The following is a 25,795-nucleotide window of genomic DNA, read 5'->3' as shown; positions in this document are numbered from 1 at the left end:
AGTAAGGGGAGGAGAAAACGCATGAAACCCTTTAAAGCACATTTATCAGAAAAAGATGTTGTGGCTCTGGCATATTTAGTGGGTCAAAGACTTGATTCCATTATTGCTACATCGACAAGTCTTCATGTACAAGATGAAGCTCTTGATGAATATGATTCTGTTTTGATTGAAGTCAATCATCAGTACATCTCCATTCATAATACAAGACTTGAATCAGAAGGGTTTGTTCGTTACTGGGATGTGACGAAACTTCATCCTTCTGAGTTGCATAGGGAAGAAGAGGACGAAGAGAATGTTTTATATCATATTTCTGTGGATCAGCTCTTTGTAACTGAAATAAGAGGCATTTCCATTTATGCGAAGGAAGTAGAGACAGACGAGGTTACGTTAATGATAGATGAAATGATTGTTTTTGATTTAGAGGATGGACGAGAATTTGGCCTTGTAGCCAGAAAAGGGAAATCAGGTGTTGGCATTTTATTTGAAGCAGATATGATTCAAGCTGTTGCTGAAAATTGCATTGAACGCTGCCGATGTGGATAAATACCATTTATTCCTAAAAATTGTGTTTACAATCCTAACAAATCAGGTATAGATTACTGTAGTCAACAAAGTGAACTTCTAAGGAGGTAATAACAATGGCTAGTAACAGTAATAATCAAGGAAAAAGCGGAGAAAATCGTACGGAAGAACAGAATAAAGAGTACGGCCGCCAGGGGAAATACGCAAAAGGTAATAAGAAGAACTCAAGTGAAAACGAATAAGGGTTTGATACACAAAAAAAGCTGACCTTAACGTCTAAACGGGACTGTTAAGGTCAGTTTTTTGTATCTGAAATCCTTTACTCTTCAACCTCTTCTTCAAAATACTGTCCTTCTACTGGATCTTCCCCTTCAGGAGCGAGTAGGCCTGCCTGGGTAATTTTGTCTTCTGTAACGAGGTAATTGTAAAACCATTCCGGCTCATCTTCGAATACAACAGTTATGTAGTGAGACGATTGTTCTCCTTGTTTTTGCGGCTTCATTTTATAAATGGCATTCGGATACTTATCATCTAAATACTCTGATAAACGTTCTATACCTGGCTCTTCTTTTAAGGTTTCTGCATCTTTAAAACCCTCTGGTGTGGTCGTTGGCGGAGTAGATGTATAGGCCATATAAGCGAAAAAAATAGCTAAACAAGCTCCTATCGCTAGTAAGAGTTTATTCTTCTTTATGCCGCCAATTACAATAAGAATGATGGCAATGGGGGCAACAAATAGGTATGCCATGGTGGTTCCTCCTCATACGAGTGATCTGTTTGCTTTTTCCAAGTGTTCATTTTGTAATATAGGTGTTGTAGCTTGAGACGTCAATAGAAATATTCCGACAAAGTCCGTTATGATTTTCCAAGTAATTTCGTTGAAAGCCCTGGGCAATCTTGATATGATGGGCTTAGTAGATTATCTACAAAAAGGAGCTATGCACATATGGACTTTAATATTTTCATGCAAGACGCTGTTGGTCAGGCGCGTAACGAAATCGAATCGGTTGGTTACGAACAACTGACCACACCTGAAGAAGTAGACGAAGCATTACAGCGTAAAGGAACCACACTCGTTATGATTAACTCTGTATGTGGTTGTGCTGGCGGTGTAGCACGCCCGGCTGCGGCTCATTCCGTTCATTACGATAAACGTCCGGATCACCTTGTAACTGTATTTGCTGGTCAAGATCGTGAAGCTACAAATCGTGCCCGTGAATATTTTGAAGGTTTCCCACCATCATCACCATCTTTTGCGTTCTTAAAAGACGGTAAGATTGTTACAATGGTGGAACGCCACGACATTGAAGGCTTTGATCCTATTCAAGTTGTGAACAAGTTACAAGCAATCTTTGATGAACATTGTGAAGAAATGTAAGTGAAAAAAGATGGTCAAATTGGCCATCTTTTTTCCTCGTTTAAATGGAATAGTGACCGACACTAAAGGAGATTAAGACGTGAAGATTGGATATCGAACGATTAAAACCGCGGTAGGGACGCCTATTGCGATTTGGATTGCTCAAATCTTGGCCTTAACGAATTTCGCTTCGGCTGGAATCCTTACCATACTATGTATTCAAAACACGAGAAAGCGCTCAATTATGAGTGCCTCGTCCCGTTTCGCAGCTTGTTTACTAGCAATGGCTTTTTCATTCGCTGTATTTGAAACCATCGGGTATCATCCCCTCGCTATTGGGCTCATGTTGATTTTGTTCATACCCACCACAGTGAAATTAAAAGTTAAAGAGGGAATTGTAACAAGCTCTGTTATCATCCTGCACTTATATGGCTCTAATAATATTGGCTTTGAAACCCTTTATAACGAATTCTTATTAATAGTTGTAGGGATCGGTGTCGCCCTTGTTCTTAACTTGTACATGCCGAGTTTAGAAGGCAATTTAAAAGAAAAGCAGCGACAAATCGAGAATCATTTCAGTATCATCCTTAAGGAAGTTGCTGAATTCTTAAGAACCGGTGACCAGAAGTGGTCTGGAAAAGAGTTAACAGAGACAGCTCATATGCTAGAAGAGGCTAAGAGCCTGGCTTACCGAGATGTTGAGAACCATTTGCTTCGAAACCACCATGAATATTACCACTACTTTCAGATGCGCCAGAAACAATTTGAATTGCTCGAGCGCATGTTACCGCTGATTAGCCGAATTAATTCTACTTATGAGCAATCCATGATTATGGCAGAATTCTTTGACGAGCTATCAGATAGTGTCCATCCCGGAAATACGGCCGTCTTGTTTTTGCAGCAGATTAAAAAAATGAAAGAGGGCTTTAAGAAGGGAGACCTCCCGCAAACCAGAAAGGAATTCGAAGAGCGAGCGAGTTTATTCAATTTATTAAATGAAATTGAGCAATACCTAATTATTAAGAGATCGTTTAAAAAGAGTGATATTTAATAAATAGAGAGGGCAAGCTACCACTAAAACCAAAGTCGTTAGGAGGTTTTAGTGATGAAGAGCTTGCTCGTTTTTATATTACTTGTTTCTCCGATCTGGCCCATAGGGGAGAACCCTGCTAGAGGGTATCCTTTCGTTGTAGTGAATAAAGCAACAAATGAATTGGCTTTCATGAATGATGGGAAGATTCAGGGCGTCTATCCCGTTGCGACAGGAAAAACAACGGACCTGACTCCGGAAGGCCTTCATACCATCACAGTTAAAGCAAAAAATCCCTATTATCGTAAATTGAACATACCTGGAGGAGATCCTAGGAATCCACTAGGAACAAGGTGGATTGGATTCGATGCCAAAGATACAGACGGTCGGATCTACGGTGTACACGGTACGAATCGTCCTGATTCTATAGGGAAATATATTTCAAATGGATGCATTCGTATGCAAAATAAAGATGTGGAATCACTTTACGAGAAAATTCCGATTGGTACAAAGATTCTTGTTACCTCTACAGATAAATCGTTCCAGCAACTAGGAAAAGAATATAAAGCTATTGATGATTAGTCATAAAAAACTCAGACCGATGTCTGAGTTTTTCTTATTCTTACTTTCTTGTTATAGCTTTAGAGAAGGCATCAAGGTCATTGTGAGAGCTCCTTGTAACCTGTTCTTTGTCATTTAAGTTAATCCGGTCTTATTTTTTGTTCCATAAAAATGTAAATTGAACAAATTCATGAACCTTAGCCTATCCTCATACCATAGTATGAGGAGGGGATTAGCTTTGAATGCAGAGTTGATGGGTGTCGTCATAGCGTCGATGTGCACCATTTTAGGTGCGTTACCTGTGTTATTGATTAAAACCCTTTCTCATAAAGGGCGAGATATATTGCTAGCTTATACAGCCGGAGTGATGGTAGCGGCTTCTACTTATGGACTGATCCCATCTGCTTTAAAGCTGTCTAGTGTTCCTGTGTTGATTACAGGTATTTTGGTTGGCACACTTGTCCTCATGATCTTAGAGATCATTCTTCCTCATCAGAATTTAGAGCATGATGGCACAAGGGTATCCCGCTCATCTATCATACTCTTTATTACAGCCATGTCTCTTCATAACGTACCGGAAGGGTTATCTGTAGGAATTAGTTTTGCAAGTGGAATAGATGATTTGGGTTCCATTGTGGCTTTTGTAATCGGTCTTCAGAATATGCCAGAAGGATTCCTTGTCGCATTATTCCTGATCCTTCAGCAGGTTCGAAGGGTGAAAGTCATGTTATTTGTAACCATAACCGCCCTTGTCGAACTTGTCGCTGCGCTGATTGGAATATGGTTTGGACAATTCTTTCATAGTGCCATTCCATACGGTCTCGCATTTTCGGCTGGTGCGATGCTGTTTATCGTCTATAAAGAACTCATACCAGAAAGTCACGGAGATGGAAATGAACGCGTGGCTACAGTCTCATTTATACTTGGATTTGTAAGCATGATCTTATTAACCGATAGTTTACGGTGAAATGGAGCGCGCCCCCTGATACGGGGGCGCGTTTGTCGTTAGCAATTGTGTACCCATACCACATGAAGAGGAAAAAAGTTCGTTTCGTAAACTTTATTTAATGTTACGATAAAAGGGCTAAATACATAAGTTTTCCATTTTGATGAGGGGAGGAGGTAAACGGTTGTGGATTAATGATCTTATATTGGGTGTGATGTGTCTTTTTATGGTGCTTGGAGCGCTAGATTATTATGTTTTGAATCATAAACTGTATCTCGGTTGGCGATTTTATGAAGCATTTATGATGATGGGGCCTCTCGCTCTTTCTATGGTTGGGATTATCTCCCTCGCTCCTGTTTTAGCAACATGGCTCTCACCTATAGTTGTGCCGGTTTTTGAGTGGTTTGGAGCAGATCCGTCTATGTTTGCATCAATGCTTCTTGCCATTGACATGGGGGCTTATCCCTTAGCAACCTCTCTTGCTTCTACCCAAGAAGCGGCTATTTTCTCATGGTCACTCCTCGGGACGATGATGGGGCCGACTCTGGTTTTTACGATTCCAATTGCTTTAACCGTGATACAGAAGAAGGATCGGCCTTACTTCGCTAAAGGGATCTTAATCGGAATGATGACCATTCCCGTTGGGGTCTTTATAGGCGGATTTGTTGCAGGTTATAAACCTTTTTGGATGATTCAAAATCTCGTACCCTCTATTCTGTTGGCGCTCCTGATTGCGATGGGGCTATGGCTATTCACAAATGCTACGATACGTTTCTTTGCTTTGTTTGGAAAAGGGGTTGAGCTCACTGTTATTACTGGTTTAGTAGCCATTATTATTGAGACGCTCACAGGTTTTACCGTTATCCCTGGCATGGCACCTTTGAGTGAAGGCGTGGTCATTGTAGGGCGTATTACTGTAACGTTGGCTGGAGCTTACCCTCTTGTGGCGTTTTTAAATCGGAAAGGGGAGAAATTATTTACAAAATGGGGTGAGCATCTTAAGTTAGATGCCAGTGCGATGACAGGACTGATGGCATCTTTAGCTCATCACTTACCTATGTTCGGAATGATGAAGGATATGACGAGCAGAGGGAAAGTTGTGAATGCTGCCTTCTCTGTTAGTGGAGCGTTCGTAATAGGAAGTCACCTTGCCTTTGTAGCTGGGGTGGAGAAAGATATGATGGTCCCCGTTATGATTGGGAAAGCTTCAGCTGGTGTGCTGGCCGTTGTTGTTGCTTTAAGGCTAACAAAGAACGATGAAAGGGAGAACTCTTAAGACTTTATTACAATGAAGAGGAAGTGAACGTATGGATCTGTTAAAAGCCCCCCTTCAAACTTCTAAAGAAGAGAAAGATACCATGATTAAAGAGGTGGTAGATAGACTAATTACCACACACGGAAAAGATATTATAGCTATCGGGGTGTATGGCTCCGTGGGAGCAGGGAACCCGGGACCTTATTCAGATATTGAGATGCATGTTATCACAAAAGATGGGGTAAAGCTTGAAAGTTATGAGTTTATATACCCTCCTTATAAATTGGAAATTGGATCGCTAGAGAGGTCTTCGATTATAAAGAAAGCGAAGCGCTATGAAGCCACTTGGCCAATCTGGGCTGGGTCTTTTGTTAATGTATTACCGGTATATGATCCGGAAGAGTTCTTTGAAACATTGAAAGAATGTCCTTTCACACATACCGAAGAAATGAAGGTTGATGTTATGAGGGAATTTATGATTTGGGAGCCGTATGAATGCATGGGTAAAATTCGAAATGCTTATGTGATAGGGCATTTTACATTCCTGCCACAAGGAGCATTTCAGCTCTTAAGGCAAACTTCCATTCTAATAGGGCTTGGAAACAGAACGTTTTATAGTACTCAATCGAAAATGTTTGAAGAAGCGATGGGTCAAGCTTCTAAGCCTTCGGGGTTCGATGAACTGGCTAACACGGTACTGAAAGGGAATCTTTCTGATGAAGAGTCTGTTTATGATCAATGTGAGGTACTCTGGGCAGGGTTAAATCAATGGTTCTACGAACTTGGGATTGAATATAAAAGAAATTCTCTCCCTTTCTAATAGAGTATCCAAAACAAGACAATAGACGAGATGGGATAAAACCCTATATCATAGAAAGAAACAGACTAGAGTAGGTGGGGAAGAATGAATTTTATAGCGCTTGATTTTGAAACAGCTAACTCTTCGAGGTCCAGTGTTTGTTCGATTGGTCTCGTTGAATATGAAAATGGTCAGCCCAAACAAGAATATTATTCATTAGTAAAGCCAAAACGAAGCTATTTTGCGCCGATAAATGTGTCCGTTCATGGCATTACGAAAGAAGACGTTAAAGATGCATATGAGTTTGATACGCTTTGGCAGAAAGATCTTCAACCCCTTTTAGAAGGGAAATTCCTATTAGCTCATAATGCTCAATTTGATATGGGGGTTTTACGTGCGGTGCTCGATGAATATAACCTTCCTTATCCAATGATTGCTTATAACTGCACGATGAATATTGCCAAGAAGACCTGGTCGTTTCCAAGGTATAACTTAAAGGAACTATCTCATCATTTAAATATTGATCTGAATCACCATCATGCCTTAGATGATGCACGCGCTGCAGCTCAAATCTTCTTAGAAGCAGGAAAGCATTTAGATGCAGGTGATGAGAAAGAACTCGTTGAGAAGAGTCAGACGATTAACGGGATGATGTTTGATTCATCTTATGAACCAGCCAGATTAAATCGAAAGAAACAGGCTAAAAAAGGAACTTCAAAAGCAGAAGCTAGAAACTATACGGCAGCTTCCCGAGAATTTAATACCTCTCACCCTTTTTATAACGCGACGTTCGTATTTACTGGGAAATTGCAATCCTTGAAGAGGGAGGAAGCCATCCAGCGTGTTGTGGACCACGGGGGTATGTGGGAATCGTCCGTTCGGTCGACAACCAACTATGTGGTTGTAGGTGATCGAGCGTTCCAGGATTATGTACAGGGGAAGAAGAGTAGCAAGTTAGAACGTGTCGAAACCCTAATCGCTCAAGGGCACTCGATTGAGGTGCTTTCTGAAGAGGACTTCATTCGTTACTTTGAAGCCGTATAAAACCTGAAAATGCTCTAGGAACTTTCCCTGAGCATTTTCAACTCTCTTATTTCCATAGGGTTTTCTAAATGGGAGGGATAGTATTGAAAGGACCAACTCCTTTTCAAAAGCGGGTGAAAATCCTGAAGGTTGTTGTTATTATTGCATTTATTATTCTTTTGCTGTTTTTATTACGAACCATCTTTCTGTATGATTAGCACCTGTTTAGCGCCGATTTTTATCAAACGTTTATTGTATAATAGAGCGGTTTCATATTATGATATTTAGGAAAAGAATGGGAGAGGGAGGATGATTGGATGAGTTCAGATGTATTGCATGCGATTCAGGATTGCTATCCTGATGACTTTTCCTGGTGTTATGGGTGTGGAAGGCTAAATGAGTTGGGGCATCAGTTTCGGACAGGCTGGAATGGAGATCAGACCGTAACCATATATACACCAAAGGCTGAGCATACAGCCATTCCGGGCTTTGTCTATGGAGGTCTGATTGCTTCCTTAATCGATTGTCATGGTACAGGTTCTGCCTCACTAGCCTTACATAGAAAAAATGGACACGAGCCAGGTGATGGGGAAGAAGCCCCTAGGTTTGTAACCGCATCCCTTCAAGTGAATTTCCAAAAGCCAACCCCACAAGGTCAACCTTTAAAGGCAATGGGCACCATTGAAGAAATTCATCCAAAGAAATTTGCCATTCATGTTGAAGTATTCTCTGGTGACGTATGCTGTGCTACTGGTAAAGTAGTGGCTGCGAAAATGCCAGAATCATTTGGCCAATCAACATAGTAGAACAAAAGGAGAGGTATTATGAAACAAATTATAGCTATACTTCTCTCCATGATTGCGATCGTCGTATTTACAACCGTCTACTTTTTCTCCTCTACGCAAGGGATACGAGAAAACATCTTTCAAGAGGACGGGTACACACTTAAGTTAGAGGACCCGGCTATAAAAGGAAGCGTTAGGATCCAAAAAGAGTGGTTAAACGATAAGAAGACAGATGTGGATAAGCCTGTGCTTAAAAAGGGAAGCTCTACGGTTCTTTTAGAGAGCGTAAGCATCGATTCAGACAGTAACTACACTCTGACATTTGACATACGTCAAAGTTTCAAGGATAAAGAAAAAGGCGGCTTTCTTACCAATTTTAATCGTGGCGGTGAAGAAGTAACGTTTAAGCCGAAAGAGAACGTCCTATTTACTACAGCAAATGGAGAAAAAATCGAAAAGGACCAAATTTTGGTTGGGGAAACGTCTGGTCCCAATGAGCGCTATACAATCGATGTAAATAGAGATTATTTCGATACTGTTCAAGACTATGTAAGGGTAGAGTTTGATTTTCAATACTACACTTACAAGAAAGACCAATAATGAGTCATCTTTAGGACGGAAGCGTCCCAATAACATGATAATAGAAAAAGCGCAGGCCTTCTAACTCAATAGAGGCTTGCGCTTTTCTTTTACCCTTTAACAGATCCGGCAGTCATGCCAGCGATAAAATAGCGTTGCAAGAACACGTAGGCAATAATCATAGGAGCGGAAGCGATCATCACCCCTGTGAAGAGCATTGGGAAATTCGTCATGTATTGCCCTTGAAACTCTAGAAGGCCTAGAGGCAATGTTTTGTATTCGTCTTTCGTAATAAATAACAAAGGATACAATAAATCGTTCCAATGCATCACGAATAAGAAAATAGCCGTCGCTGATAGAGATGGAAGAGATAAAGGGAGAGCAATGCTTGTGTACATTTTCCAATTGTTGGATCCGTCAATACAGCTTGCTTCAAACAATCCTTTTGGAATGGTTGGATACATCAAACGCAGAAGGAAACCCAATTGGGTTCTCATACATTTCAGAAGTTGTTTTGAATGTCGAGAAGAGTACCGTGAGCATCGGAATGACAATAAGACTGGCGTATATCAGTAACAGTAAACGTTCTCCTGTTTTCTCCATAATGGACTCTTCTCCCCCCTTAATGTGCTTTATAGTCCAAAGCTCTCATTTGTACGATTGTAATAACGGCAATGACGACCATAAAGTTAACGGATTCGACGGATTCTGCCGAAGCATAGCCGAACCGAAAGCTTGATTAGTCTTTTGGTTTAGGCACATACATTTAGATGTTAGTTCAACTTCACCATTCTTCTTTCATCGAAAACAACTTTAGAAGGGAGGTTGGTAAGTGAAACAGTGATGTAGGGAGAATTCACTATTGCTTCAGATGGAATGTTAAACCTCAGTTTCTCTTCCCCATTGTTCACTTCTGCGCGATTTCCGGTGTATCCAATGGGGATCTCTGAGCCATCTGCTTTTGATGCATCTACGGAAAAAGGGGACTCGGTTTCATTGGCTACCCCAGACACCTTAGGGCCAGTATGGAAGCTAATCGTTTTATAAGGAGCATTTAAAGAGTTCATTGATTTCCTTGCTAGAGTAAAGGATAAATAATCACGATCATATTTAATAGAAGAAAGGCTTACCGCTGAATCATCAATTTTTTTGATGACCTCATTCGGGTGCTCTTCATAGGAATCGTTTTCTCCTAATCCCTGTGGTAACCGGGTAGTATCCATTTTAAAGGAGAAGTCTTTATGACCATTTAATTGTATGCTCTTTAATGTAATGTCTAAACTTTTAGGTATGGAATGAACAGCTTCAAACCCATTCAGAATATAGTCGTTTGTCACTTCACGTGTTTCCTTATTAGGCACTAGCCTTTGTACAAATTCAATCTGTTCAGAGTCAGGGGTGCTCGCTGCGATCTGAATCTCTTTAGGACGACCACCTTTAGGATGATTGATATGGGTGAAAAGCTTTGTACCAAATGTGCCCATTTCAATCGAATCTAGTGTTACAGAAACGTTTTTATAGGTGAAGGTTTGTGAAAGCTCAAATCTCTCTACAACATCTTCTTTAGCATCGATCTTGAAAGAAAAAGTCACTTCTTTTGATTCTCCATTAATGTTCACCATGGATGTGCCGTTCACCAAAGCGTTTTCCCCTATGACCTTTACGTCCTGAGGAACAGCTAATGTTAAGCTGGAGTAAAACCTATTATTAAGTTGTATCCCTTTCCCTCTTGCTAGCCCTGATGTCAAAACGATCAGCGGAGACAATTGTTGATTAACTTCGATTGTATAAGGCGTGTTTTCTTCTGAATATAAGTGTGGTACAGGTTGTTCTTCACCATTTGGTGATGTTCCTATTCCGACGGAGGATACTTTCCGATGGTATAAAACGTATAGATTCTTCCCGTTGTACCATGCTTCATCAAATGTAATCTCTCCATCAATTCCTCCTACATCATAGGTTTTATCAATATCTTCTGTTAACCCTAAAGATTCAGCGCGTTTTAGACCACTTAGGTTTTGATAGTAAAAGTTTTTTACCTCATCCATGTTATGAGCTACCTTTACGGATTCAAGATCTATAGGTTGTATTTCTTCAGGTGTATCCATTGATGTATATAAACCAATTCCGATTAAGAGGATCATTATAATGGCAATCGTAATCCTATTTCTCATTTGGGTACCCCTTTGATTCGATGTTTATTCAATCGTATCAAACGAAGGGAAATTTGTGGGAGAAGATTGTAAACTTCCTGAGAAAGTGCAACCTGGGAGAAGGGTTGTACGACTAATGGGTAAATCCAAGCGAAGGAGCGGTGCAGGATGAAGAGATGGATAGGAGCTGCGGTTATCCTCGTTGGAATAATAGGAATCACACTGATGCAAAGAGCGGATTACAGTGGTTTTTATGTTGACGAGGTAGAAGAAGGAGGGAAGAGTATCGTTGTTTCACCACCAGCCAATGACCCGGAAGCGGAATACCCTGTGTATAAGATTCTAATAGGTGAGAATACAGAAATAGAAGGAGATAAAGTAAAAGGGATTTCGGTAGGTGACCATGTAAGCATCTGGGTGAAGAAATTAGGAAATCAAGAAGTGGCCACTAAGGTTATCAGAAGAAGTGAATAATACAGTCCCTGTGTCTCTAATTTTTTTTCATAAAGAAGGGTGACCATTTCCCGCTGTGATATCTGGAAGTAATTATTGTGTAGCAATTTGATTGGCCATCTTGAATACATCTATTATTTTTGTAACGAAGGATCACAGTTGCATGATCATCTCCAGTCATGACAGATTCATCTTTAGGCATAAACATTGCAGATGAAAAATTGTAATCGTATAGGTTGTAATCTGAGCTTAACTCCTTTTCTGCATAGGATTTTCCTTGTTTTAAAAGAGATTTCTTCCCATCTTCGCCACCGAATACGACTCTTTGCTCCCACATATCATAGCCTTTGAATGTACCGGTGAATAGGAGGGCTACAATGATCCACCCACCAATGAAATGACCAGCTACTCGTATATGGTGAAATTTCTTTTTTCTCTTTAAAATAAACCTTATTCCTAGCAAAGGAAGAACCAATCCCCATACAAAAATAAGTCCAGTAAATGCACTCACTAAAAGAATCCCAAAAATTATTTCTTTAAGATTAACAAAGTTTCCTGTGATAGCAGTTATAAAAATAAGTCCTTCTATGTAAATCCATAAAATAAAATTAGAGGTAAGAAATAATGAGGTTTCTTTACGCCAGGGTTTCATAGACTAAACACCTTTCAATAGAATATGCACTGTTACCTATTCGTTGAATGCGTATAAAATCCTTTATTAACTAGGGGGGATTTGAAAAAAGTAGAGAAAAAAGGAGATTGAAATTGGAAAAGCGAGCCAGGTCGTCACCTGACTCGCTTTGTTATCGTACTTAGGAAAAAATGATTTTACTCATTTATCTTGCTTGCTTATTTAGCAAGGTCTGTGTTTGATTAGATCGTCAAACACTGCCGCGGTTTATAAATTCTACAAGGTAGTTTTTCAACTTAAACGACGCAATCCCTACCTCTATTGCATCCTTACAGCTCCGAAGCTGATCCAGTGTGATTAAGTCGTATTAAAACATAGCAGAATGCCAGTCTCATACACATCACTCTTTCAATTTCCGATATTTATTTGCCTTTTATCGAAGGCACAATAATTAATTATAGTATCTATTGTGTGTAATGTCAATACGTTTCCAAACTGCTATTATTACTACCTATTTAATTAAGTGTTGCTGATCTTAAGAATACCCGCTATAGAAATTTGTAAACCTCATAGAATATTATTTCCGAAAATCTTCACTATACAGTTCTTCTGTAGAGGAATCATCTTTTGATTTTGTTTTCTTTTGTTCTTCAACTTGCTCTTCTCGTTGATCTTCTGTTGGGACTCCGTCTATTAAGCCTTCTTTTTCTTTCTTTTCTTTAAAGCTCTGATCGTTCTCAGTAAGTTTTCGGTTTTGCTGTTTCTTCTCAGCCATTTTTAACCCTCCGTTTGATTACTTTAGGGATATATTTCCTCTTTTTTGTAAACGTTAAACTCCCTGGGCGCATTGATAGGTGTTCCCTTGATGCTTCAAAGCATTTCAATGTGATATTCTAAACATAAATAGAAAGTTACACTGAGAGGAATGCACAACTGTTGAAATTATTATTAAACATCGTAGCTTTTTTAATACTGTTTGTGGGTGCCGGGTTTCTTGTACTATGGCTAATAGCCAATACCGACTCGGTGGAAAGCACGAAGGATGTTTTTCAACCTATAAAGAAGAAGGATGTGTCTATGCCTACGGATCTGCATCCTAAAGTAGAAGAAGCTAAAAATACATTAGTAAATAGAGCTGAAGATAAAGGGATTTCTGTAGTGATTACCGATGGCCATCGATCAATCGAAAGACAGAATGAATTATATGCGCAAGGCCGAACAGATAATGGATCTGTCGTAACCCATGCGGATGGCGGGGAATCTTATCATAATTATGGACTTGCTATTGACTTTGCCTTACGCACCAAGAGCGGAGATGTCGTATGGGATACAAGCCGTGATGGAAATGGGAACGGAAAAGCAGATTGGATGGAAGTGGTCGCAATTGCTAAGGACTTAGGGTTCGAGTGGGGAGGAGATTGGAGCTCCTTTAAGGATTACCCTCATCTCCAAATGGATTTTGGATTATCGATTCGTGAATTGAAGTATGGAAAAAGGCCAGAAGTAGAAAACAAGGAAAGAAAAGAGTCAAAGGAGAGCGAATCGTCCTAATCAGGAGGTTCGCTCTTTTCTTATGAATAATGGCTAATGGCCTGTTATATATTTTGTAATAATCAAAAAATTATTTGAATTAAAAGGTTTGTTTTGGTAGTTTAGTAGGTGGGGTATTTTGAAAACGCTTTAATAAAAGGGAGGGAGTTTTATGAAACGAGCAATTGATTTTTCGAATAGGCTCATGCAAAGATATTTGCCAGACCCATTTGTGTTTGTCATTATTCTTACACTCGTTGTATTTTTACTAGGTATGGGAGTTACGGGGAGTACTCCTGTCGAAATGGTTCAATATTGGGGAGAAGGATTTTGGAATTTATTAACCTTTTCCATGCAAATGGTGTTAGTTCTTGTCACGGGGTTTGTGTTGGCAAGCAGTCCGTTATTTAAAAGGATCCTGAGTGGTCTTGCATCAAAACCAAATTCACCTGGCCAAGCAATCGTATTTGTCACCCTTGTATCCTTATTAGCAAGTTGGGTGAACTGGGGATTTGGTCTTGTTATTGGGGCATTATTTGCGAAAGAATTAGCCAAGCAAGTGGAGAATGTTGATTATCGTTTGCTTATTGCAAGTGCTTACTCAGGCTTCCTTGTGTGGCATGGAGGATTAGCAGGATCCATTCCATTAACGATTGCTACCCCGGATCATTTCTCGCAAGGTATCATAGGAATTATACAAACGGATGAAACCATTTTCTCCGTATTTAATTTGGCGATAGTTGGCTCATTATTTATTGTATTACCTATACTTAATTACCGTATGATGCCAGAGAAAGAGGAGAGAGTCGTTATTGATCGCTCTTTGTTAGACGAAGGCAAAGATTATCAAGCGGCTACACTCGATAAAGAAGAAATGACCCCAGCTGATCGTCTAGAGCATAGTAAGATCCTTGCTATAATAACTGGTGTTCTGGGGCTGGCATTTCTCATTTATTATTTTGTCAGCAACGGATTTCAACTCAACTTGAATATTGTAAACTTTGGTTTCTTGTTCCTTGGTATTCTGTTTCATGGAACGCCTAAAGCCTTTATTGAATCTGTGAAGGAAGCTGTAAGTGGAGCTAGTGGAATTATCATTCAGTTCCCATTCTATGCGGGAATTATGGGGATGATGGTGGCTTCTGGTTTCGCGCAAGAAATGTCCTCGTGGTTTGTGAACATTTCAACTGAATTTACATTTCCTTTCTTCGCCTTTATTAGCGCTGGAATTGTAAACTTCTTTGTGCCTTCAGGTGGTGGACAATGGGCGGTGCAAGCTCCTATTATGCTTGAAGCTGCCAAAGAACTAGGTGTCTCCATTCCTAAAACCGCAATGGCAGTAGCATGGGGAGATGCCTGGACCAATATGATTCAACCCTTCTGGGCATTACCTGCCTTAGCTATCGCGGGTTTAAAAGCTAAAGATATCATGGGCTTTTGTTTAATTGTCCTCATCATAAGCGGTATATTTATCTCCCTAGGCTTATTGTTATTGTAAGAAAACCGCTTTAGTGAAATAAAGCGTGCCAGACACCCGCTCCTCCTTTAGAGTGGTAAAGGGTGTCTGGCACGCGTTTGTGCTGTAGTGTGATAAAGATCGAGATACAAAAGGAAAACCAGGACCTGATTGGTCCTGGTTTTTGGTTTTAGAATACTTTTGTTGTCCAGTCTTCGCAGTTCCATACATCCGTTACGATATCCTGGTAGAAGTCAGGTTCGTGTGAGATGATTAAGACGCTTCCTTTATAATCTTTAAGCGCTCGCTTTAGTTCTGCTTTCGCATCCACATCAAGGTGGTTGGTCGGTTCGTCTAGGACAAGCAGGTTTGTTTCTTTGTTAATTAGCTTACATAAACGAACTTTGGCCTTCTCGCCACCACTTAATACTTTCACTTTACTTTCGATGTGCTTTTGCGTTAAGCCACACTTTGCAAGGGAGGAACGAACTTCGTACTGTGTAAGATGACGAAATTCTTCCCAGATTTCTTCTATACAGGTATTATTACTTTCTTCTTTCAACTCTTGTTCAAAGTACCCGATATGGAGATGATCGCCAAGCTCAACAGAACCTGAGACAGGCTGAATTTCTCCTAATATACTTTTAAGCAGGGTTGTCTTACCAATTCCGTTTGCACCTGAAAGGGCAATCTTTTGATTACGTTCCATCTCTAAGTTCAATGGTCTTGAGAGGGGTTCATCGTACCCAATGACAAGATCCTTCGTTTCAAATAAATATTTGCCTGGTGTACGGGCTTGTTTAAAATTGAAACTTGGTTTTGGCTTTTCAGAATCCAGTTCAATGACGTCCATTTTATCAAGCTTCTTCTGACGAGACATCGCCATTTTACTTGTAGCAGCATTAGCCTTGTTACGTGCCACGAAATCTTTTAAGTTGGCAATTTCTTTTTGCTGTTTTTTATAGGCAGCCTCAACTTGTTGCTTCTTCATTTCATATACACGTAAGAATTCATCATAGTCGCCAGGGTACCTTGTAAGCTCTTGGTTTTCCATATGATAAATCAAGTTTACAACGCTATTTAAGAATGGGATATCGTGTGAGATTAAGATAAAGGCGTTCTCGTAATTTTGAAGGAACGTACGCAACCACTCAATGTGTTCTACGTCCAAGTAGTTTGTTGGTTCGTCGAGTAGCAGGATATCTGGCTTTTCAAGAAGTAGCTTAGCGAGTAGTACCTTAGTGCGCTGTCCCCCGCTTAAATCGTTCACATCTCGTTCTAAGCCAATATCATCCAGGCCAAGACCGTTTGCGACTTCTTCTACTTTGGCATCAATGGTGTAGAAGTCATTGTTTGTTAATTCATCTTGCATTCGTCCCGTCTCTTCAAGCAACTGTTCAAGTTCCTCTGGCTCTACCTCACCCATTTTGGCAAATAAACCATTCATTTCAGTTTCAATATCAAATAAATATTGGAACGCTGTTCGTAAAACATCACGGATCGACATACCTTGGCTCAAGTCTGCGTGTTGATCTAAATACCCAACTCGCACTCGCTTTGACCAAGTAACTTTCCCCGCGTCAGGCTCTAATTTACCTGTAATAATATTCATAAAAGTAGACTTACCTTCACCGTTGGCTCCGATAAGTCCAATGTGTTCTCCTTTTAACAAACGAAAAGAAACGTCCTCGAAGATCGCACGATCCCCAAAGCCGTGACTTAAGTTCTTTACTGTGAGTAAGCTCATGTTTTACACACCTTTTCCTTCGATAAGTTCATGCTTGTCTATTATAAAGGTCATTTTCTATTTGCGATAGTAGAAGCGGGCAAAATTTCGCCAAAAAGGTATACCATTTCTCAAGTTTTCAGCGTCATCCATATAAAACGAGCTAAGGAAGAGACTCCCTTAGGATTGCGAATTAACAGATAAAAGTATTGTGAACCTATAAGTATTACGACAAAATAGGTCAATGCATAAGCATGACGATTGAACTCTTTCCGCCGGCATTTCTTTATTAATAGATTATGGTCTAGATCCTTTTGATTTAAACGGATTAAAGAAAAGGAAAATATCGGATGAGGGAAGAAGTTAAAGAGTAAGGGCTCATTGTATTTAATCGATCGAAGTAAAATGATGATTCTTAACTAAAACATCATTAAAAGAAGAGGTAGTAGAGAAAACATGTAGGAGGATGAGGGAATGCTTGAATCAGTTGACCTTTCTTTACAGATAGACGACAAAAAGCAATACAAGAAAGAGTTGAAACAAACCCAGGTGGAATTGCTTCAACTTCAACGGATGTTAGTAGATCATAAGCTTGGTGTGCTAATTGTATGTGAAGGATGGGATGCAGCAGGGAAAGGCGGAGCTATTAAAAGGTTAACCAGTGGCCTGGACCCGCGTGGTTTCTCTGTACATCCAATTAGTGCCCCTTCTTCAAATGAAAAGAGGCATCATTATTTAAAACGTTTCTGGACAAAGGTACCTGCTTACGGTGAGATCGGTATATTTGATCGATCCTGGTATGGAAGAGTATTGGTAGAAAGAGTGGAAGGCTTTGCGGATTATTCAGAATGGAATAGAGCCTATCATGAGATCAATGATTTTGAAAAGTTACTCGTTCAGGATCAATACATTGTGATTAAATTATGGTTTCACATCTCCAATGAAGAACAGCTAAGGCGATTTAAGGAAAGAGAGGCAGATCCATTAAAGCAATGGAAGATTACAAAGGAAGACTGGAGAAACCGGGAGAAGTGGGATCAATACGTGGCAGCGGTAGAAGATATGCTTGATAAAACATCTACTGCTGAAACAAAATGGCATGTGATTGAAGGGGAAGACAAATATTATGCAAGGGTCAAAACGAATAGAACTATTATAAAAGAGATTCGAGCTAGGTTACATCAATTGACTCCAAATCAATAGTGAAGACTTTTCAAACTTTGAGAAAACGAAAGAAATAGAACAGCTATCAGATACATTTGGAGAAGACCTCTAATGGAAAAGTCTTAAATAAAAGACAAGCCTCCAACCTTTCAAGCATTAACCTGAAGGGCCAGAGGAGATAGTAATTAAACCGTCAACTGAGCGAGTTGCTCTTCAATGTCTTGTTCCATGTCAATCGTATCCGTGGTGCATTCAAAGCGTTGAACCACTTCTCCCTCCGTATTGATTAAGAACTTTGTGAAATTCCATTTAATGGAGTAGTCATCTGTGAGGTATTCTGGGTGTTTCTCATTCAGTAGTGGAATGAGGACTTTCGCCACAGGGTGAAACTTGTCGAAACCTTCAAATGCTTTTTGATTAGATAAATAAGTGAAGAGTGGATGGGCGTGTTCTCCTCTTACATCCATCTTCTGAAAGAGAGGGAATGAAACGCCGTAGTTTAATAGACAATTTGTTTGAATCTTTTCGTTCTCATCAGGTTCTTGGTTATCAAACTGGTTACATGGAAAACCTAAGATAACAAGACCTTTATCCTTGTATCTCTCGTGCAAACGTTGAAGGTCCTCGTATTGATATGTAAACCCGCATCGACCTGCTGTATTAACGATTAAAAGCACTTTTCCTTTATATTCTTCAAGGGATTGCTCTTTGCCGTTCATCGCTATAGCTGAGTAATTATAAACGCTCATGTAATTAGCCTCCTAGTCATTTGTGAGAAACAAACTAAGTCTTTTGACTCACGTTTGAGTATGGCAATCTTTAACCTATTTAGCAAATAATAAACTTCTAAATCCTAAAAAACTTAGTGCATTATGAGAGATTAAGAGTATTAATTAAAGACAGATGGAGGGTTCGTCTATGTATGAACTAAAAACAAAACCGAATGATCAAAGCGTCATCGAATTTATAGAACAAGTGGAAAGTGTAAAGAAGCGTGAAGACGCATACCGGTTGCTTGACCTTTTCACCGAAACAACTGGATGTGAGGCGAAAATGTGGGGAGATTCCATTATTGGCTTTGGATCCTATCATTACAAGTATGAATCGGGGCATGAAGGAGACGCGCCTGTCGTAGGTTTCTCTCCAAGAAAAGCGAAGCATAGCCTTTATTTGGCACAAGGAGAACCTGAACGAGAGAAGCTATTGGAGCATTTAGGGAAACATAAAACAGGGAAAGCCTGCGTTTATGTAAATAAGCTCGCAGATATTGATATAGAAGTTTTGCAAAAGTTAATTCTAAATTCCATTACTTATATTCAGGATCAATACTCAACCGATATGAACTGAGTTCATTGCTTTAACAAGTTTATTTAAGCAAATTGAATGATTGTCTTTCACTTCCTCATGGCCTGTTATGTTCTATGTTTCAATGAATATACTTAAGTGTTTTAAGCGTTTTTATGGGAGGGGTAATCCGATATGGCACGAACTTATTTTATTACAGGATTTCCTGGTTTTGTATCATCTAATTTGATTAAAAAGTTAGTTGATATAGACCATGATGCTCGCTTTGAATTATTAGTCTACCGTGACCAAATTCAAAAGGCCTATCATGCAATAGAGGATATGGTTCATTATTCGAAAATCACCATTATTGAAGGCGATATTACAAAGTCTGAACTAGGAATAGATGAAGGAACAAGAAGGAGGTTAACAGAAGAGGTCACACATGTTTTTCACCTTGCAGCTATATATGATCTCGCGGTCCCAGAAGATATTGCGCATAGAGTGAATGTGAACGGAACTAGAAATGTATTAGATTTTATTCTTCCGTTTTCTTCCTTGAAACGATTTATCTATTTTAGTACGGCTTATGTTTCAGGAGATCGGTCTGGTTCCATTTATGAGGACGAGTTAGAGTGTGGTCAAGCCTTTAAGAATTATTATGAAGAAACCAAATATGAAGCAGAAGTTATGGTTCATTCTTATATGAATAAGTTACCCATTACGATTATTCGTCCAGGAGTTGTGATGGGTCATTCAAAAACAGGGGAAACGGCTAAGTTCGATGGCCCCTACTTTATGATGCGGTTCTTAGACAAATTCGCAAGACTCCCCATTCCATATATAGGGGGAGGGGAAGCGCTTATAAATCTTGTCCCTATAGATTATGTGGTTGATGCGACAACTTTCCTTGCGCATGATGAGACTGCTAAGAGTAAAGTATTTCATTTAACAGACCCTGAGCCTTTGACTGTAAGGGAGGTTTATCGTTTAATCGCTCAAACGTTAGTCGGAAAAACCCCTTCCTATACACTCCCGTCTTCTTTCGTGTCTAAGACGCTTTCTTTATCTTTGATTCGCAAATGGGTGCAAGTGGAACGGGAAACGATTGACTACTTTACATTACAAGCCTATTACGATTCTGCAAATACTATAAAGCACTTAAAGGGAACGGGCATTGTTTGCCCGCGTCTAGCTGATTATATGACTCATGAAGTGGATTATTATAAGAAGCACAGGCATGAGCCCGAAAAACTTATAAAAGTCAATTGATAAAAAGAGCTAAATCCTTTTAAATCTCTTTATCCTTTAATGTCTCACTAATAGAAGTTATAGGTTCCTCCATAAAGCTCAGAAATTCTCCTAAATCGACGAAAATTACATTTTGACGTGTTCATTTACAATCTATATAATTAAAAACTATGTAAAAAAGGTCGGATTTAAAGGGGAGAAGCATCTTCTAATATAGAGAAAGAACAATTCCAGAGCATCTAAGAACAAAATACGAACTATATCTAGCAAAAGATATAACACAATTCAGGAGGAAAATAATGACTGACGAAACGAATAGGAGAACGGGGCTTGATTGGGTCGCATTTATCATTAGTGGAGGTTTTCTCTTACTATTTCTTGTAATGTCCCTTGTGAATGACACACTAATGGGGGAATGGATCACAAGTGCGTTCGACTTTTCTGTTAAATTCTTTGGAGCATTCTGGCAATTACTATTACTTGCTACTTTCATTGTTGGAGTGGCATTGGCACTATCGAAATATGGAAAAGTGAAACTTGGTAACTTGAATAAGCCTGAATACGGAATATTCCGTTGGGTATCGATGATTTTATGTACGTTATTAGCGGCAGGAGGTGTTTTCTGGGCAGCTGGAGAACCGTTGTACCATTATTTGACGACGCCTCCTCTGTTTGCAGAAGAAGGAATGACACCTGCAGAATCCGTAGTGCCTGGACTAGCTCAAAGCTTCTTCCACTGGGGATTCACTGCTTGGGCAAGTCTTGGGACGGTGACTACCATTGTACTTATGTACGCTCACTATCATAAAGGCTACCCTCTAAAACCTCGTACGATGCTTTATCCTATGTTTGGGGAAAAAATCTTCCGCAAAGGTAGTATCGTTGGTTCTGTAGCTGATATCGTATCTATTATTGCTGTAGCAGCGGGAACAATTGGACCGATTGGATTTTTAGGACTTCAGGTAGGCTATGCCCTGCAGTATTTATTTGATGTACCAGATACAATCTTTACCCAATCTGTCGTCATTATCTTTCTAGTAGTCATCGCTTCTATTTCAGCCGCTACTGGTGTAGATAAGGGTATTCAGCTGTTAAGTCGAATTAATGTAGGGTTAGCGTTAGTGCTAATGGTAGGGATGCTTATTTTAGGCCCTACGTTCTTTATCATTGACTCCTTTATTGGGGCTGAAGCATTTCAAATCCAAAACTTTGTACGCATGAGTCTTTACAGAGGGGATGACGGTTGGCTTGGTTACTGGACGATTTTCTTCTGGGGTTGGTTTATTGGATTTGGTCCTGCTATGGCTATGTTTATTAGCCGTATCTCAAGAGGTCGTTCTATAAGAGAATTAATAATGGCTGTGGCCATTCTAGCTCCGCTTGTAAGTAACTTTTGGTTCTCAGCCGTGGGCGGATCTGGTCTATTCTATGAAATGAAAACACCAGGATCTATCTCTGATGCTTTAAACAATTCAGGCATGCCCGCTGCTGTGATGGCAATTATGGAGCAAGTTCCATTTGGAACCGTAATGGCAAGTGGATTCCTAGTGGTTACCATCGTATTTGTGGCCACAACAGCTGACTCTATGTCTTATTCAGTGGCCGTAACGCTCACGGGTCACGCTCATCCACCACGGATGCTTCGCGTATTCTGGGCTCTATTATTCGGAGCCATCGCCTCAACGTTACTTGGAATAGGCGAGAGTAGTATTCAAACGCTCCAGAACTTTATCGTTGTAACAGCTGTACCGGTATCTATTCTTATGTTACCACCAGTATGGCTAGCTCCTAAGGTTGCGCGTGAAATGGCAGTAGACCAGGGGATTGTTTCCCAAGAAACCCAGACTGCTTCAGAAACATTAAAAGAAGAAACATCATCTTAAATAGAGTAGAGACCTAAATCGTTACGATTTAGGTCTCTTTTTATGTTAAACTGGTAAAAAAGTCCATATCGTTAGTGGACGATTATGATACTCACAAAGGAGGCGCGCTTTGGTTACCCTACAGCCATTTACTTCATCAGACTTTTCACGGCTTATGGACTGGATTCCATCACCTGACTTATTGGTGCAGTGGAGCGGTTCACAATTTAGTTTCCCATTAAGTGAGGATCAGCTTGAAGACTATATTCATGGGGCGAATCAAGATGGAGCCGATCGATTTATATACAAGATTAATGAAGAGGGGAAAACAGTCGGTCATATTTCCTTAGGGCGAATAGATTACGTGAACCGCTCTGCACGAATTGGAAAGGTGTTTGTACATGAATCTATGAGAGGGAAAGGAATTGCTCCACAGGCAGTGGAGAAGGTGTTGCAACTAGCCTTTGAAGACCTTAACTTACATCGAGTCACTCTTGGCGTATTTCATTTCAATACTTCTGCGATCCAATGTTATAAGAGGGTAGGATTTCAGACGGAAGGTCTTTTACGAGATCATAGGAAAGTGGGAGAAGGGTATTGGAGCTTGTATGAAATGGGGATTTTAGAGCATGAGTGGAAAGAAAAGGGTATGAAAAAATCAGCCCAGAAGAGCTGATTTTTTCATCTTTTAGATAGTTTCAACTTCCCAGTTTTCATTAACAAATAATCCAATAACTTGTACAGGGAAATCCCAAGCTTGAACGGCTTCTACTGCTTGTTTAATTTCTTCTACTTTCTGTTCCCGTCCGACAGGGTTTCCGGCACAGTCATGGTGACCAACAACCGCAAGAACTTCAGAGCCATGAGCATCACAAGAGATGGTCACCTTTTCTTTCATAGAGTCCACCTCTGAAGCCGAACCAGCCAAGACAACTTTCTCTGGTCCTGCTGCTGTAATAGTATCAATAAAAGGCGTATTGTATTGGTTTTGCATCCACTCGTTTACAGGTAGTTGAACGCGTCCATCCATACATGTAATAACAGTAGCAAATGTTTTTTCTGACATAATGGTCCTCCTAGCATAGTAAACTTTACAAATCTATTATATATAAATTCTCATAAAAGAAAAAGGATCCTTTCTTTAAAGGTGGAGGGTAAATTGAATAAAGTCTTAACACCTATGGCTTTATAAGTACAAAGACATCAATTGTTTTGAAAGCGTTTACTATAAGTGTTAGATTCGCTGAAATAGGTTCGTTCCGTGTATAGTAGATCAAGTGTTAGGAAGTTATCAATGATTAAAGGAGAGCGAGTTATGAAGAAACGAATTGGTTGGATTGTTATGGCCATCGTTTTTATTATGATTGTGGGTTTAGGAGGTGCAGGTAACTACTTTTATGGAGTCGCTATTGATAGTGGTAGTAGAGCGGTAGATTTGCACGGTGGTGAAGCTGACGTGGCTAAGGCTGCGAGTGTGATAGAAGAAGAGCAGGAGAAAGAAGAAATCGTGAGAGAATGGACGGAAAAGCAAAGCTTTCAACCCCTGGAGATAAAAACCGATGATGGCTTATCGCTTAAAGCTGTTTATTTAGAAAATGAGAAGCCTAACGGCAAAACCGTTATTCTTGCTCATGGGTACAAAGGCAATAAAGAGCAAATGCCAGGGATCACAAAGTTTTATTATGAGGAAGGTTACAATGTACTAAAGCCAGATGCCAGGGGACACGGGGATAGTGAGGGGGACTATATTGGATACGGATGGGATGATCGTTTTGATTATAAACAGTGGATCAATCTCCTTATAGAAGAAAAAGGGGCAGACTCTATTATTCTTCATGGTTTCTCGATGGGGGCGGCTACTGTCCTAATGACTGCGGGAGAAGAATTGCCGAGTGAAGTAAAGGGAGTTATTGCTGATAGTAGTTATACAGCCGTTAATGAAGAGTTAGCTCATCAGATGAAAAATCTTTATCATATCCCGTCATTTCCTATACTCCAGGTTACGAGTTTAGTTACAAATATAAGGGCAGGGTATACATTTGAAGAAGCTTCTGTCGTGAATCAGGTAAAAAAATCCAAAGTTCCATTATTCTTTATCCACGGAGGAGATGATGAACTAGTTCCGACAGAAATGGCCAATAAGTTGTATAAAGCAGCCAAAGGGAAGAAAGAGTTATGGATTGTACCAGGTGCAACGCATACCGAGGGATATTCAGTTGCTGAGGAGACCTATCAAGAGAAGATCACAAATTTCATAGAAGAGTTATCGAACAAATAATACGATCTTCTGGGAAAGTCGAATTCTATTAGGAATTCGACTTTTTATTATTGGAGAAGAGTGGAAGTAAAGTAGATGGGACAGCAATGAAAAAAACTCTCCGGAAGAACGGGAGAGTTTTGCTGCTAGTATAGTAGGGAGAGGTGCATCAGGATAAACCTATACTAATGAATGCTATTAGGAGCATTAGGACAATGATGATCGCCATTAACAATAGGGAGGCTTTTCCATAGTTACGAACGGTTTCATTCTTATTACCAAAAGCCAAAACGAAGATGGTTACCAGATTGACGACAGGGATGGCTAATAATAGTAAATAAAGAAGCCATTTCTTAACCGATACAACTTGGTCGCTAAAATTCAAACAAATCACCTTTCTATGAATGCTCTCATCATCGTAGCATCTGCTCAACAACGGTCTCAACGGAATAGTTGATAGTAAATGATGGTAATATTCGTGAAAGGGTGGTTCGGCCAAGAATTAAGGACAAGCAATCACGCATGCTCATTTATTGGTTAAATATGTTAAAATAAGGTGTGGTTAGCCAAATGGGAGGAGTAGCATGGTAGAAATAAATATAATGAGTGAAATGTTGAAACATAATAGCAGGATTTTAATTGGAATAGATGGATTGAGCCGGTCTGGAAAAACGACCTTTTCAAAACGTCTCTTGCAAACGTTATCCGATCAACAAGTAATGGGTGTGATCTTTCATCTTGATGATTACATTGTAGAAAGATCAAGACGTTATGGCACGGAACTTCAGCAATGGGAGGAATACTATCATTTACAATGGGACGTTGAACAAGTAACGACAGATCTGTTTGAAAGGGTATTGAATTCCGATTCTGTTACGCTTCCTCTCTATCATTCTAAAAAGGACCAATGCGGAAATGTAACTGTTAAACTCCCTGATAAAGGTGTCATTATTGTTGAAGGGGGCTTTCTGCAGAGGGAAGAGTGGAGGTCTTATTTAGACTATTGTTTCTTTTTGGAATGTCCGAGAGAACAAAGGTTTAAACGGGAGGATCCACTTACTCAAAGAGACCTGAATAAATTCAAACAACGTTATTGGAAAGCAGAAGAGTATTATGAGACAACAGTCAATCCAGCTTTTCTTGCGGATCGGGTTTTATATACATAATAGTA

Annotated in this window: 31 protein-coding genes; 21 read left to right on the top strand and 10 right to left on the bottom strand. The window is 39.8% G+C overall.

Annotation, left to right across the window (positions count from 1 at the left end; genetic code table 11):
- Window positions 1-21 precede the first annotated feature (21 nt).
- Both LQ226_RS05800 and LQ226_RS20905 read left to right on the top strand, forming a co-directional pair.
- Complete coding sequence (locus LQ226_RS05800) at window positions 22-543, top strand: hypothetical protein (RefSeq protein WP_231416908.1); 522 nt, start codon at window positions 22-24, stop codon at window positions 541-543.
- A 95-nt stretch (window positions 544-638) separates the two neighbouring features.
- A complete protein-coding gene (locus tag LQ226_RS20905) occupies window positions 639-764 on the top strand; it encodes a hypothetical protein (protein ID WP_255687605.1) in 126 nt (41 codons plus the stop codon).
- Between the two features lie 77 nt (window positions 765-841).
- On the opposite strand, the gene LQ226_RS05795 is transcribed toward LQ226_RS20905, so the two are convergent.
- Window positions 842-1,270 (bottom strand): hypothetical protein, encoded by a 429-nt coding sequence (locus LQ226_RS05795; protein WP_231416907.1) that lies wholly within the window; start codon window positions 1,268-1,270, stop codon window positions 842-844.
- 198 nt (window positions 1,271-1,468) lie between these two features.
- On the opposite strand from LQ226_RS05795, the gene LQ226_RS05790 reads away from it, so the two are divergent.
- The 9 genes from LQ226_RS05790 (at window position 1,469) to LQ226_RS05750 (ending at window position 8,878) form a co-directional block, all read left to right on the top strand.
- The gene (locus LQ226_RS05790) at window positions 1,469-1,900 is read left to right on the top strand and encodes a BrxA/BrxB family bacilliredoxin (RefSeq protein ID WP_231416906.1); all 432 of its coding nucleotides are present in this window, start codon (window positions 1,469-1,471) and stop codon (window positions 1,898-1,900) included.
- A 79-nt stretch (window positions 1,901-1,979) separates the two neighbouring features.
- Window positions 1,980-2,930: an aromatic acid exporter family protein gene (locus LQ226_RS05785; RefSeq protein WP_231416905.1), complete on the top strand. Its 951-nt coding sequence runs from the start codon at window positions 1,980-1,982 to the stop codon at window positions 2,928-2,930.
- Between the two features lie 54 nt (window positions 2,931-2,984).
- Window positions 2,985-3,491 (top strand): L,D-transpeptidase, encoded by a 507-nt coding sequence (locus LQ226_RS05780; RefSeq protein ID WP_231416904.1) that lies wholly within the window; start codon window positions 2,985-2,987, stop codon window positions 3,489-3,491.
- 217 nt (window positions 3,492-3,708) lie between these two features.
- Window positions 3,709-4,437, top strand: coding sequence for a ZIP family metal transporter (locus tag LQ226_RS05775; RefSeq protein ID WP_231416903.1), 729 nt, complete (start codon window positions 3,709-3,711; stop codon window positions 4,435-4,437).
- A 163-nt stretch (window positions 4,438-4,600) separates the two neighbouring features.
- Window positions 4,601-5,692, top strand: a complete 1,092-nt coding sequence (eutH, locus tag LQ226_RS05770; protein WP_231416902.1) for an ethanolamine utilization protein EutH — start codon at window positions 4,601-4,603, stop codon at window positions 5,690-5,692.
- A 31-nt stretch (window positions 5,693-5,723) separates the two neighbouring features.
- The gene (locus LQ226_RS05765; RefSeq protein WP_231416901.1) at window positions 5,724-6,491 is read left to right on the top strand and encodes a kanamycin nucleotidyltransferase C-terminal domain-containing protein; all 768 of its coding nucleotides are present in this window, start codon (window positions 5,724-5,726) and stop codon (window positions 6,489-6,491) included.
- Window positions 6,492-6,575: 84 nt separating this feature from the next.
- Entirely contained in the window at window positions 6,576-7,514 is a 939-nt protein-coding gene (locus LQ226_RS05760) for an exonuclease domain-containing protein (RefSeq protein ID WP_231416900.1), read from the top strand.
- Window positions 7,515-7,810: 296 nt separating this feature from the next.
- Window positions 7,811-8,296: a PaaI family thioesterase gene (locus LQ226_RS05755; RefSeq protein ID WP_231416899.1), complete on the top strand. Its 486-nt coding sequence runs from the start codon at window positions 7,811-7,813 to the stop codon at window positions 8,294-8,296.
- 21 nt (window positions 8,297-8,317) lie between these two features.
- The gene (locus tag LQ226_RS05750) at window positions 8,318-8,878 is read left to right on the top strand and encodes a hypothetical protein (protein WP_231416898.1); all 561 of its coding nucleotides are present in this window, start codon (window positions 8,318-8,320) and stop codon (window positions 8,876-8,878) included.
- 89 nt (window positions 8,879-8,967) lie between these two features.
- Here LQ226_RS05750 and LQ226_RS05745 read toward each other — a convergent pair whose 3' ends face one another.
- The 3 genes from LQ226_RS05745 to LQ226_RS05735 all read right to left on the bottom strand — a co-directional run bounded on the left by LQ226_RS05745 (window position 8,968) and on the right by LQ226_RS05735 (window position 11,031).
- Window positions 8,968-9,321, bottom strand: a complete 354-nt coding sequence (locus tag LQ226_RS05745; protein WP_231416897.1) for a carbohydrate ABC transporter permease — start codon at window positions 9,319-9,321, stop codon at window positions 8,968-8,970.
- The gene (locus tag LQ226_RS05740) at window positions 9,290-9,460 is read right to left on the bottom strand and encodes a hypothetical protein (protein ID WP_231416896.1); all 171 of its coding nucleotides are present in this window, start codon (window positions 9,458-9,460) and stop codon (window positions 9,290-9,292) included. The genes LQ226_RS05745 and LQ226_RS05740 overlap by 32 nt, the downstream gene beginning before the upstream one ends.
- A 170-nt stretch (window positions 9,461-9,630) precedes the next feature.
- Window positions 9,631-11,031 (bottom strand): hypothetical protein, encoded by a 1,401-nt coding sequence (locus LQ226_RS05735; RefSeq protein ID WP_231416895.1) that lies wholly within the window; start codon window positions 11,029-11,031, stop codon window positions 9,631-9,633.
- A 147-nt stretch (window positions 11,032-11,178) separates the two neighbouring features.
- Here LQ226_RS05735 and LQ226_RS05730 point away from each other — a divergent pair, with 147 nt between their 5' ends.
- Window positions 11,179-11,484: a hypothetical protein gene (locus LQ226_RS05730; RefSeq protein ID WP_231416894.1), complete on the top strand. Its 306-nt coding sequence runs from the start codon at window positions 11,179-11,181 to the stop codon at window positions 11,482-11,484.
- Between the two features lie 16 nt (window positions 11,485-11,500).
- On the opposite strand, the gene LQ226_RS05725 is transcribed toward LQ226_RS05730, so the two are convergent.
- Together LQ226_RS05725 and LQ226_RS05720 are read right to left on the bottom strand one after the other, a co-directional pair.
- Complete coding sequence (locus tag LQ226_RS05725) at window positions 11,501-12,115, bottom strand: hypothetical protein (RefSeq protein ID WP_231416893.1); 615 nt, start codon at window positions 12,113-12,115, stop codon at window positions 11,501-11,503.
- 556 nt (window positions 12,116-12,671) lie between these two features.
- Window positions 12,672-12,869: a hypothetical protein gene (locus LQ226_RS05720; protein WP_231416892.1), complete on the bottom strand. Its 198-nt coding sequence runs from the start codon at window positions 12,867-12,869 to the stop codon at window positions 12,672-12,674.
- Between the two features lie 251 nt (window positions 12,870-13,120).
- On the opposite strand from LQ226_RS05720, the gene LQ226_RS05715 reads away from it, so the two are divergent.
- On the top strand, window positions 13,121-13,645 hold the full coding sequence (locus tag LQ226_RS05715) for a M15 family metallopeptidase (protein ID WP_231417580.1): 525 nt from the start codon (window positions 13,121-13,123) through the stop codon (window positions 13,643-13,645).
- Between the two features lie 151 nt (window positions 13,646-13,796).
- Complete coding sequence (locus LQ226_RS05710; RefSeq protein ID WP_231416891.1) at window positions 13,797-15,122, top strand: short-chain fatty acid transporter; 1,326 nt, start codon at window positions 13,797-13,799, stop codon at window positions 15,120-15,122.
- 148 nt (window positions 15,123-15,270) lie between these two features.
- Here the strand turns inward: LQ226_RS05710 and LQ226_RS05705 are convergent, their stop codons facing one another.
- A complete protein-coding gene (locus LQ226_RS05705; protein ID WP_231416890.1) occupies window positions 15,271-16,827 on the bottom strand; it encodes an ABC-F family ATP-binding cassette domain-containing protein in 1,557 nt (518 codons plus the stop codon).
- A gap of 453 nt (window positions 16,828-17,280) precedes the next feature.
- On the opposite strand from LQ226_RS05705, the gene LQ226_RS05700 reads away from it, so the two are divergent.
- Window positions 17,281-18,009 (top strand): polyphosphate kinase 2 family protein, encoded by a 729-nt coding sequence (locus LQ226_RS05700; RefSeq protein ID WP_231416889.1) that lies wholly within the window; start codon window positions 17,281-17,283, stop codon window positions 18,007-18,009.
- Between the two features lie 146 nt (window positions 18,010-18,155).
- On the opposite strand, the gene LQ226_RS05695 is transcribed toward LQ226_RS05700, so the two are convergent.
- Window positions 18,156-18,719 carry a glutathione peroxidase gene (locus LQ226_RS05695; RefSeq protein WP_231416888.1) on the bottom strand — a complete coding sequence of 188 codons (564 nt, stop codon included), beginning with the start codon at window positions 18,717-18,719 and terminating at the stop codon, window positions 18,156-18,158.
- A gap of 169 nt (window positions 18,720-18,888) precedes the next feature.
- Here LQ226_RS05695 and LQ226_RS05690 point away from each other — a divergent pair, with 169 nt between their 5' ends.
- From LQ226_RS05690 to LQ226_RS05675, 4 genes are all read left to right on the top strand, one after another.
- Window positions 18,889-19,317, top strand: a complete 429-nt coding sequence (locus LQ226_RS05690; RefSeq protein WP_231416887.1) for a DUF1801 domain-containing protein — start codon at window positions 18,889-18,891, stop codon at window positions 19,315-19,317.
- Between the two features lie 132 nt (window positions 19,318-19,449).
- Window positions 19,450-20,526: an SDR family oxidoreductase gene (locus LQ226_RS05685; protein WP_231416886.1), complete on the top strand. Its 1,077-nt coding sequence runs from the start codon at window positions 19,450-19,452 to the stop codon at window positions 20,524-20,526.
- A gap of 278 nt (window positions 20,527-20,804) precedes the next feature.
- Complete coding sequence (locus tag LQ226_RS05680; protein ID WP_231416885.1) at window positions 20,805-22,388, top strand: BCCT family transporter; 1,584 nt, start codon at window positions 20,805-20,807, stop codon at window positions 22,386-22,388.
- 109 nt (window positions 22,389-22,497) lie between these two features.
- Window positions 22,498-23,043 (top strand): GNAT family N-acetyltransferase, encoded by a 546-nt coding sequence (locus LQ226_RS05675; RefSeq protein WP_231416884.1) that lies wholly within the window; start codon window positions 22,498-22,500, stop codon window positions 23,041-23,043.
- Window positions 23,044-23,055: 12 nt separating this feature from the next.
- On the opposite strand, the gene LQ226_RS05670 is transcribed toward LQ226_RS05675, so the two are convergent.
- A complete protein-coding gene (locus LQ226_RS05670) occupies window positions 23,056-23,433 on the bottom strand; it encodes a carbonic anhydrase (RefSeq protein WP_231416883.1) in 378 nt (125 codons plus the stop codon).
- A gap of 249 nt (window positions 23,434-23,682) precedes the next feature.
- On the opposite strand from LQ226_RS05670, the gene LQ226_RS05665 reads away from it, so the two are divergent.
- Window positions 23,683-24,645 carry an alpha/beta hydrolase gene (locus tag LQ226_RS05665; RefSeq protein WP_231416882.1) on the top strand — a complete coding sequence of 321 codons (963 nt, stop codon included), beginning with the start codon at window positions 23,683-23,685 and terminating at the stop codon, window positions 24,643-24,645.
- A 148-nt stretch (window positions 24,646-24,793) separates the two neighbouring features.
- On the opposite strand, the gene LQ226_RS05660 is transcribed toward LQ226_RS05665, so the two are convergent.
- Complete coding sequence (locus tag LQ226_RS05660) at window positions 24,794-25,009, bottom strand: hypothetical protein (protein WP_231416881.1); 216 nt, start codon at window positions 25,007-25,009, stop codon at window positions 24,794-24,796.
- A gap of 199 nt (window positions 25,010-25,208) precedes the next feature.
- On the opposite strand from LQ226_RS05660, the gene LQ226_RS05655 reads away from it, so the two are divergent.
- The gene (locus tag LQ226_RS05655; protein ID WP_231416880.1) at window positions 25,209-25,790 is read left to right on the top strand and encodes a kinase; all 582 of its coding nucleotides are present in this window, start codon (window positions 25,209-25,211) and stop codon (window positions 25,788-25,790) included.
- Window positions 25,791-25,795 lie beyond the last annotated feature (5 nt).

Source organism: Pontibacillus sp. HN14 (assembly GCF_021129245.1).
GTDB lineage: Bacteria > Bacillota > Bacilli > Bacillales > BH030062 > Pontibacillus.
The sequence above is the reverse complement of the archived record's forward strand: the minus strand, read 5'-3'. Positions and strand labels throughout refer to the sequence as shown.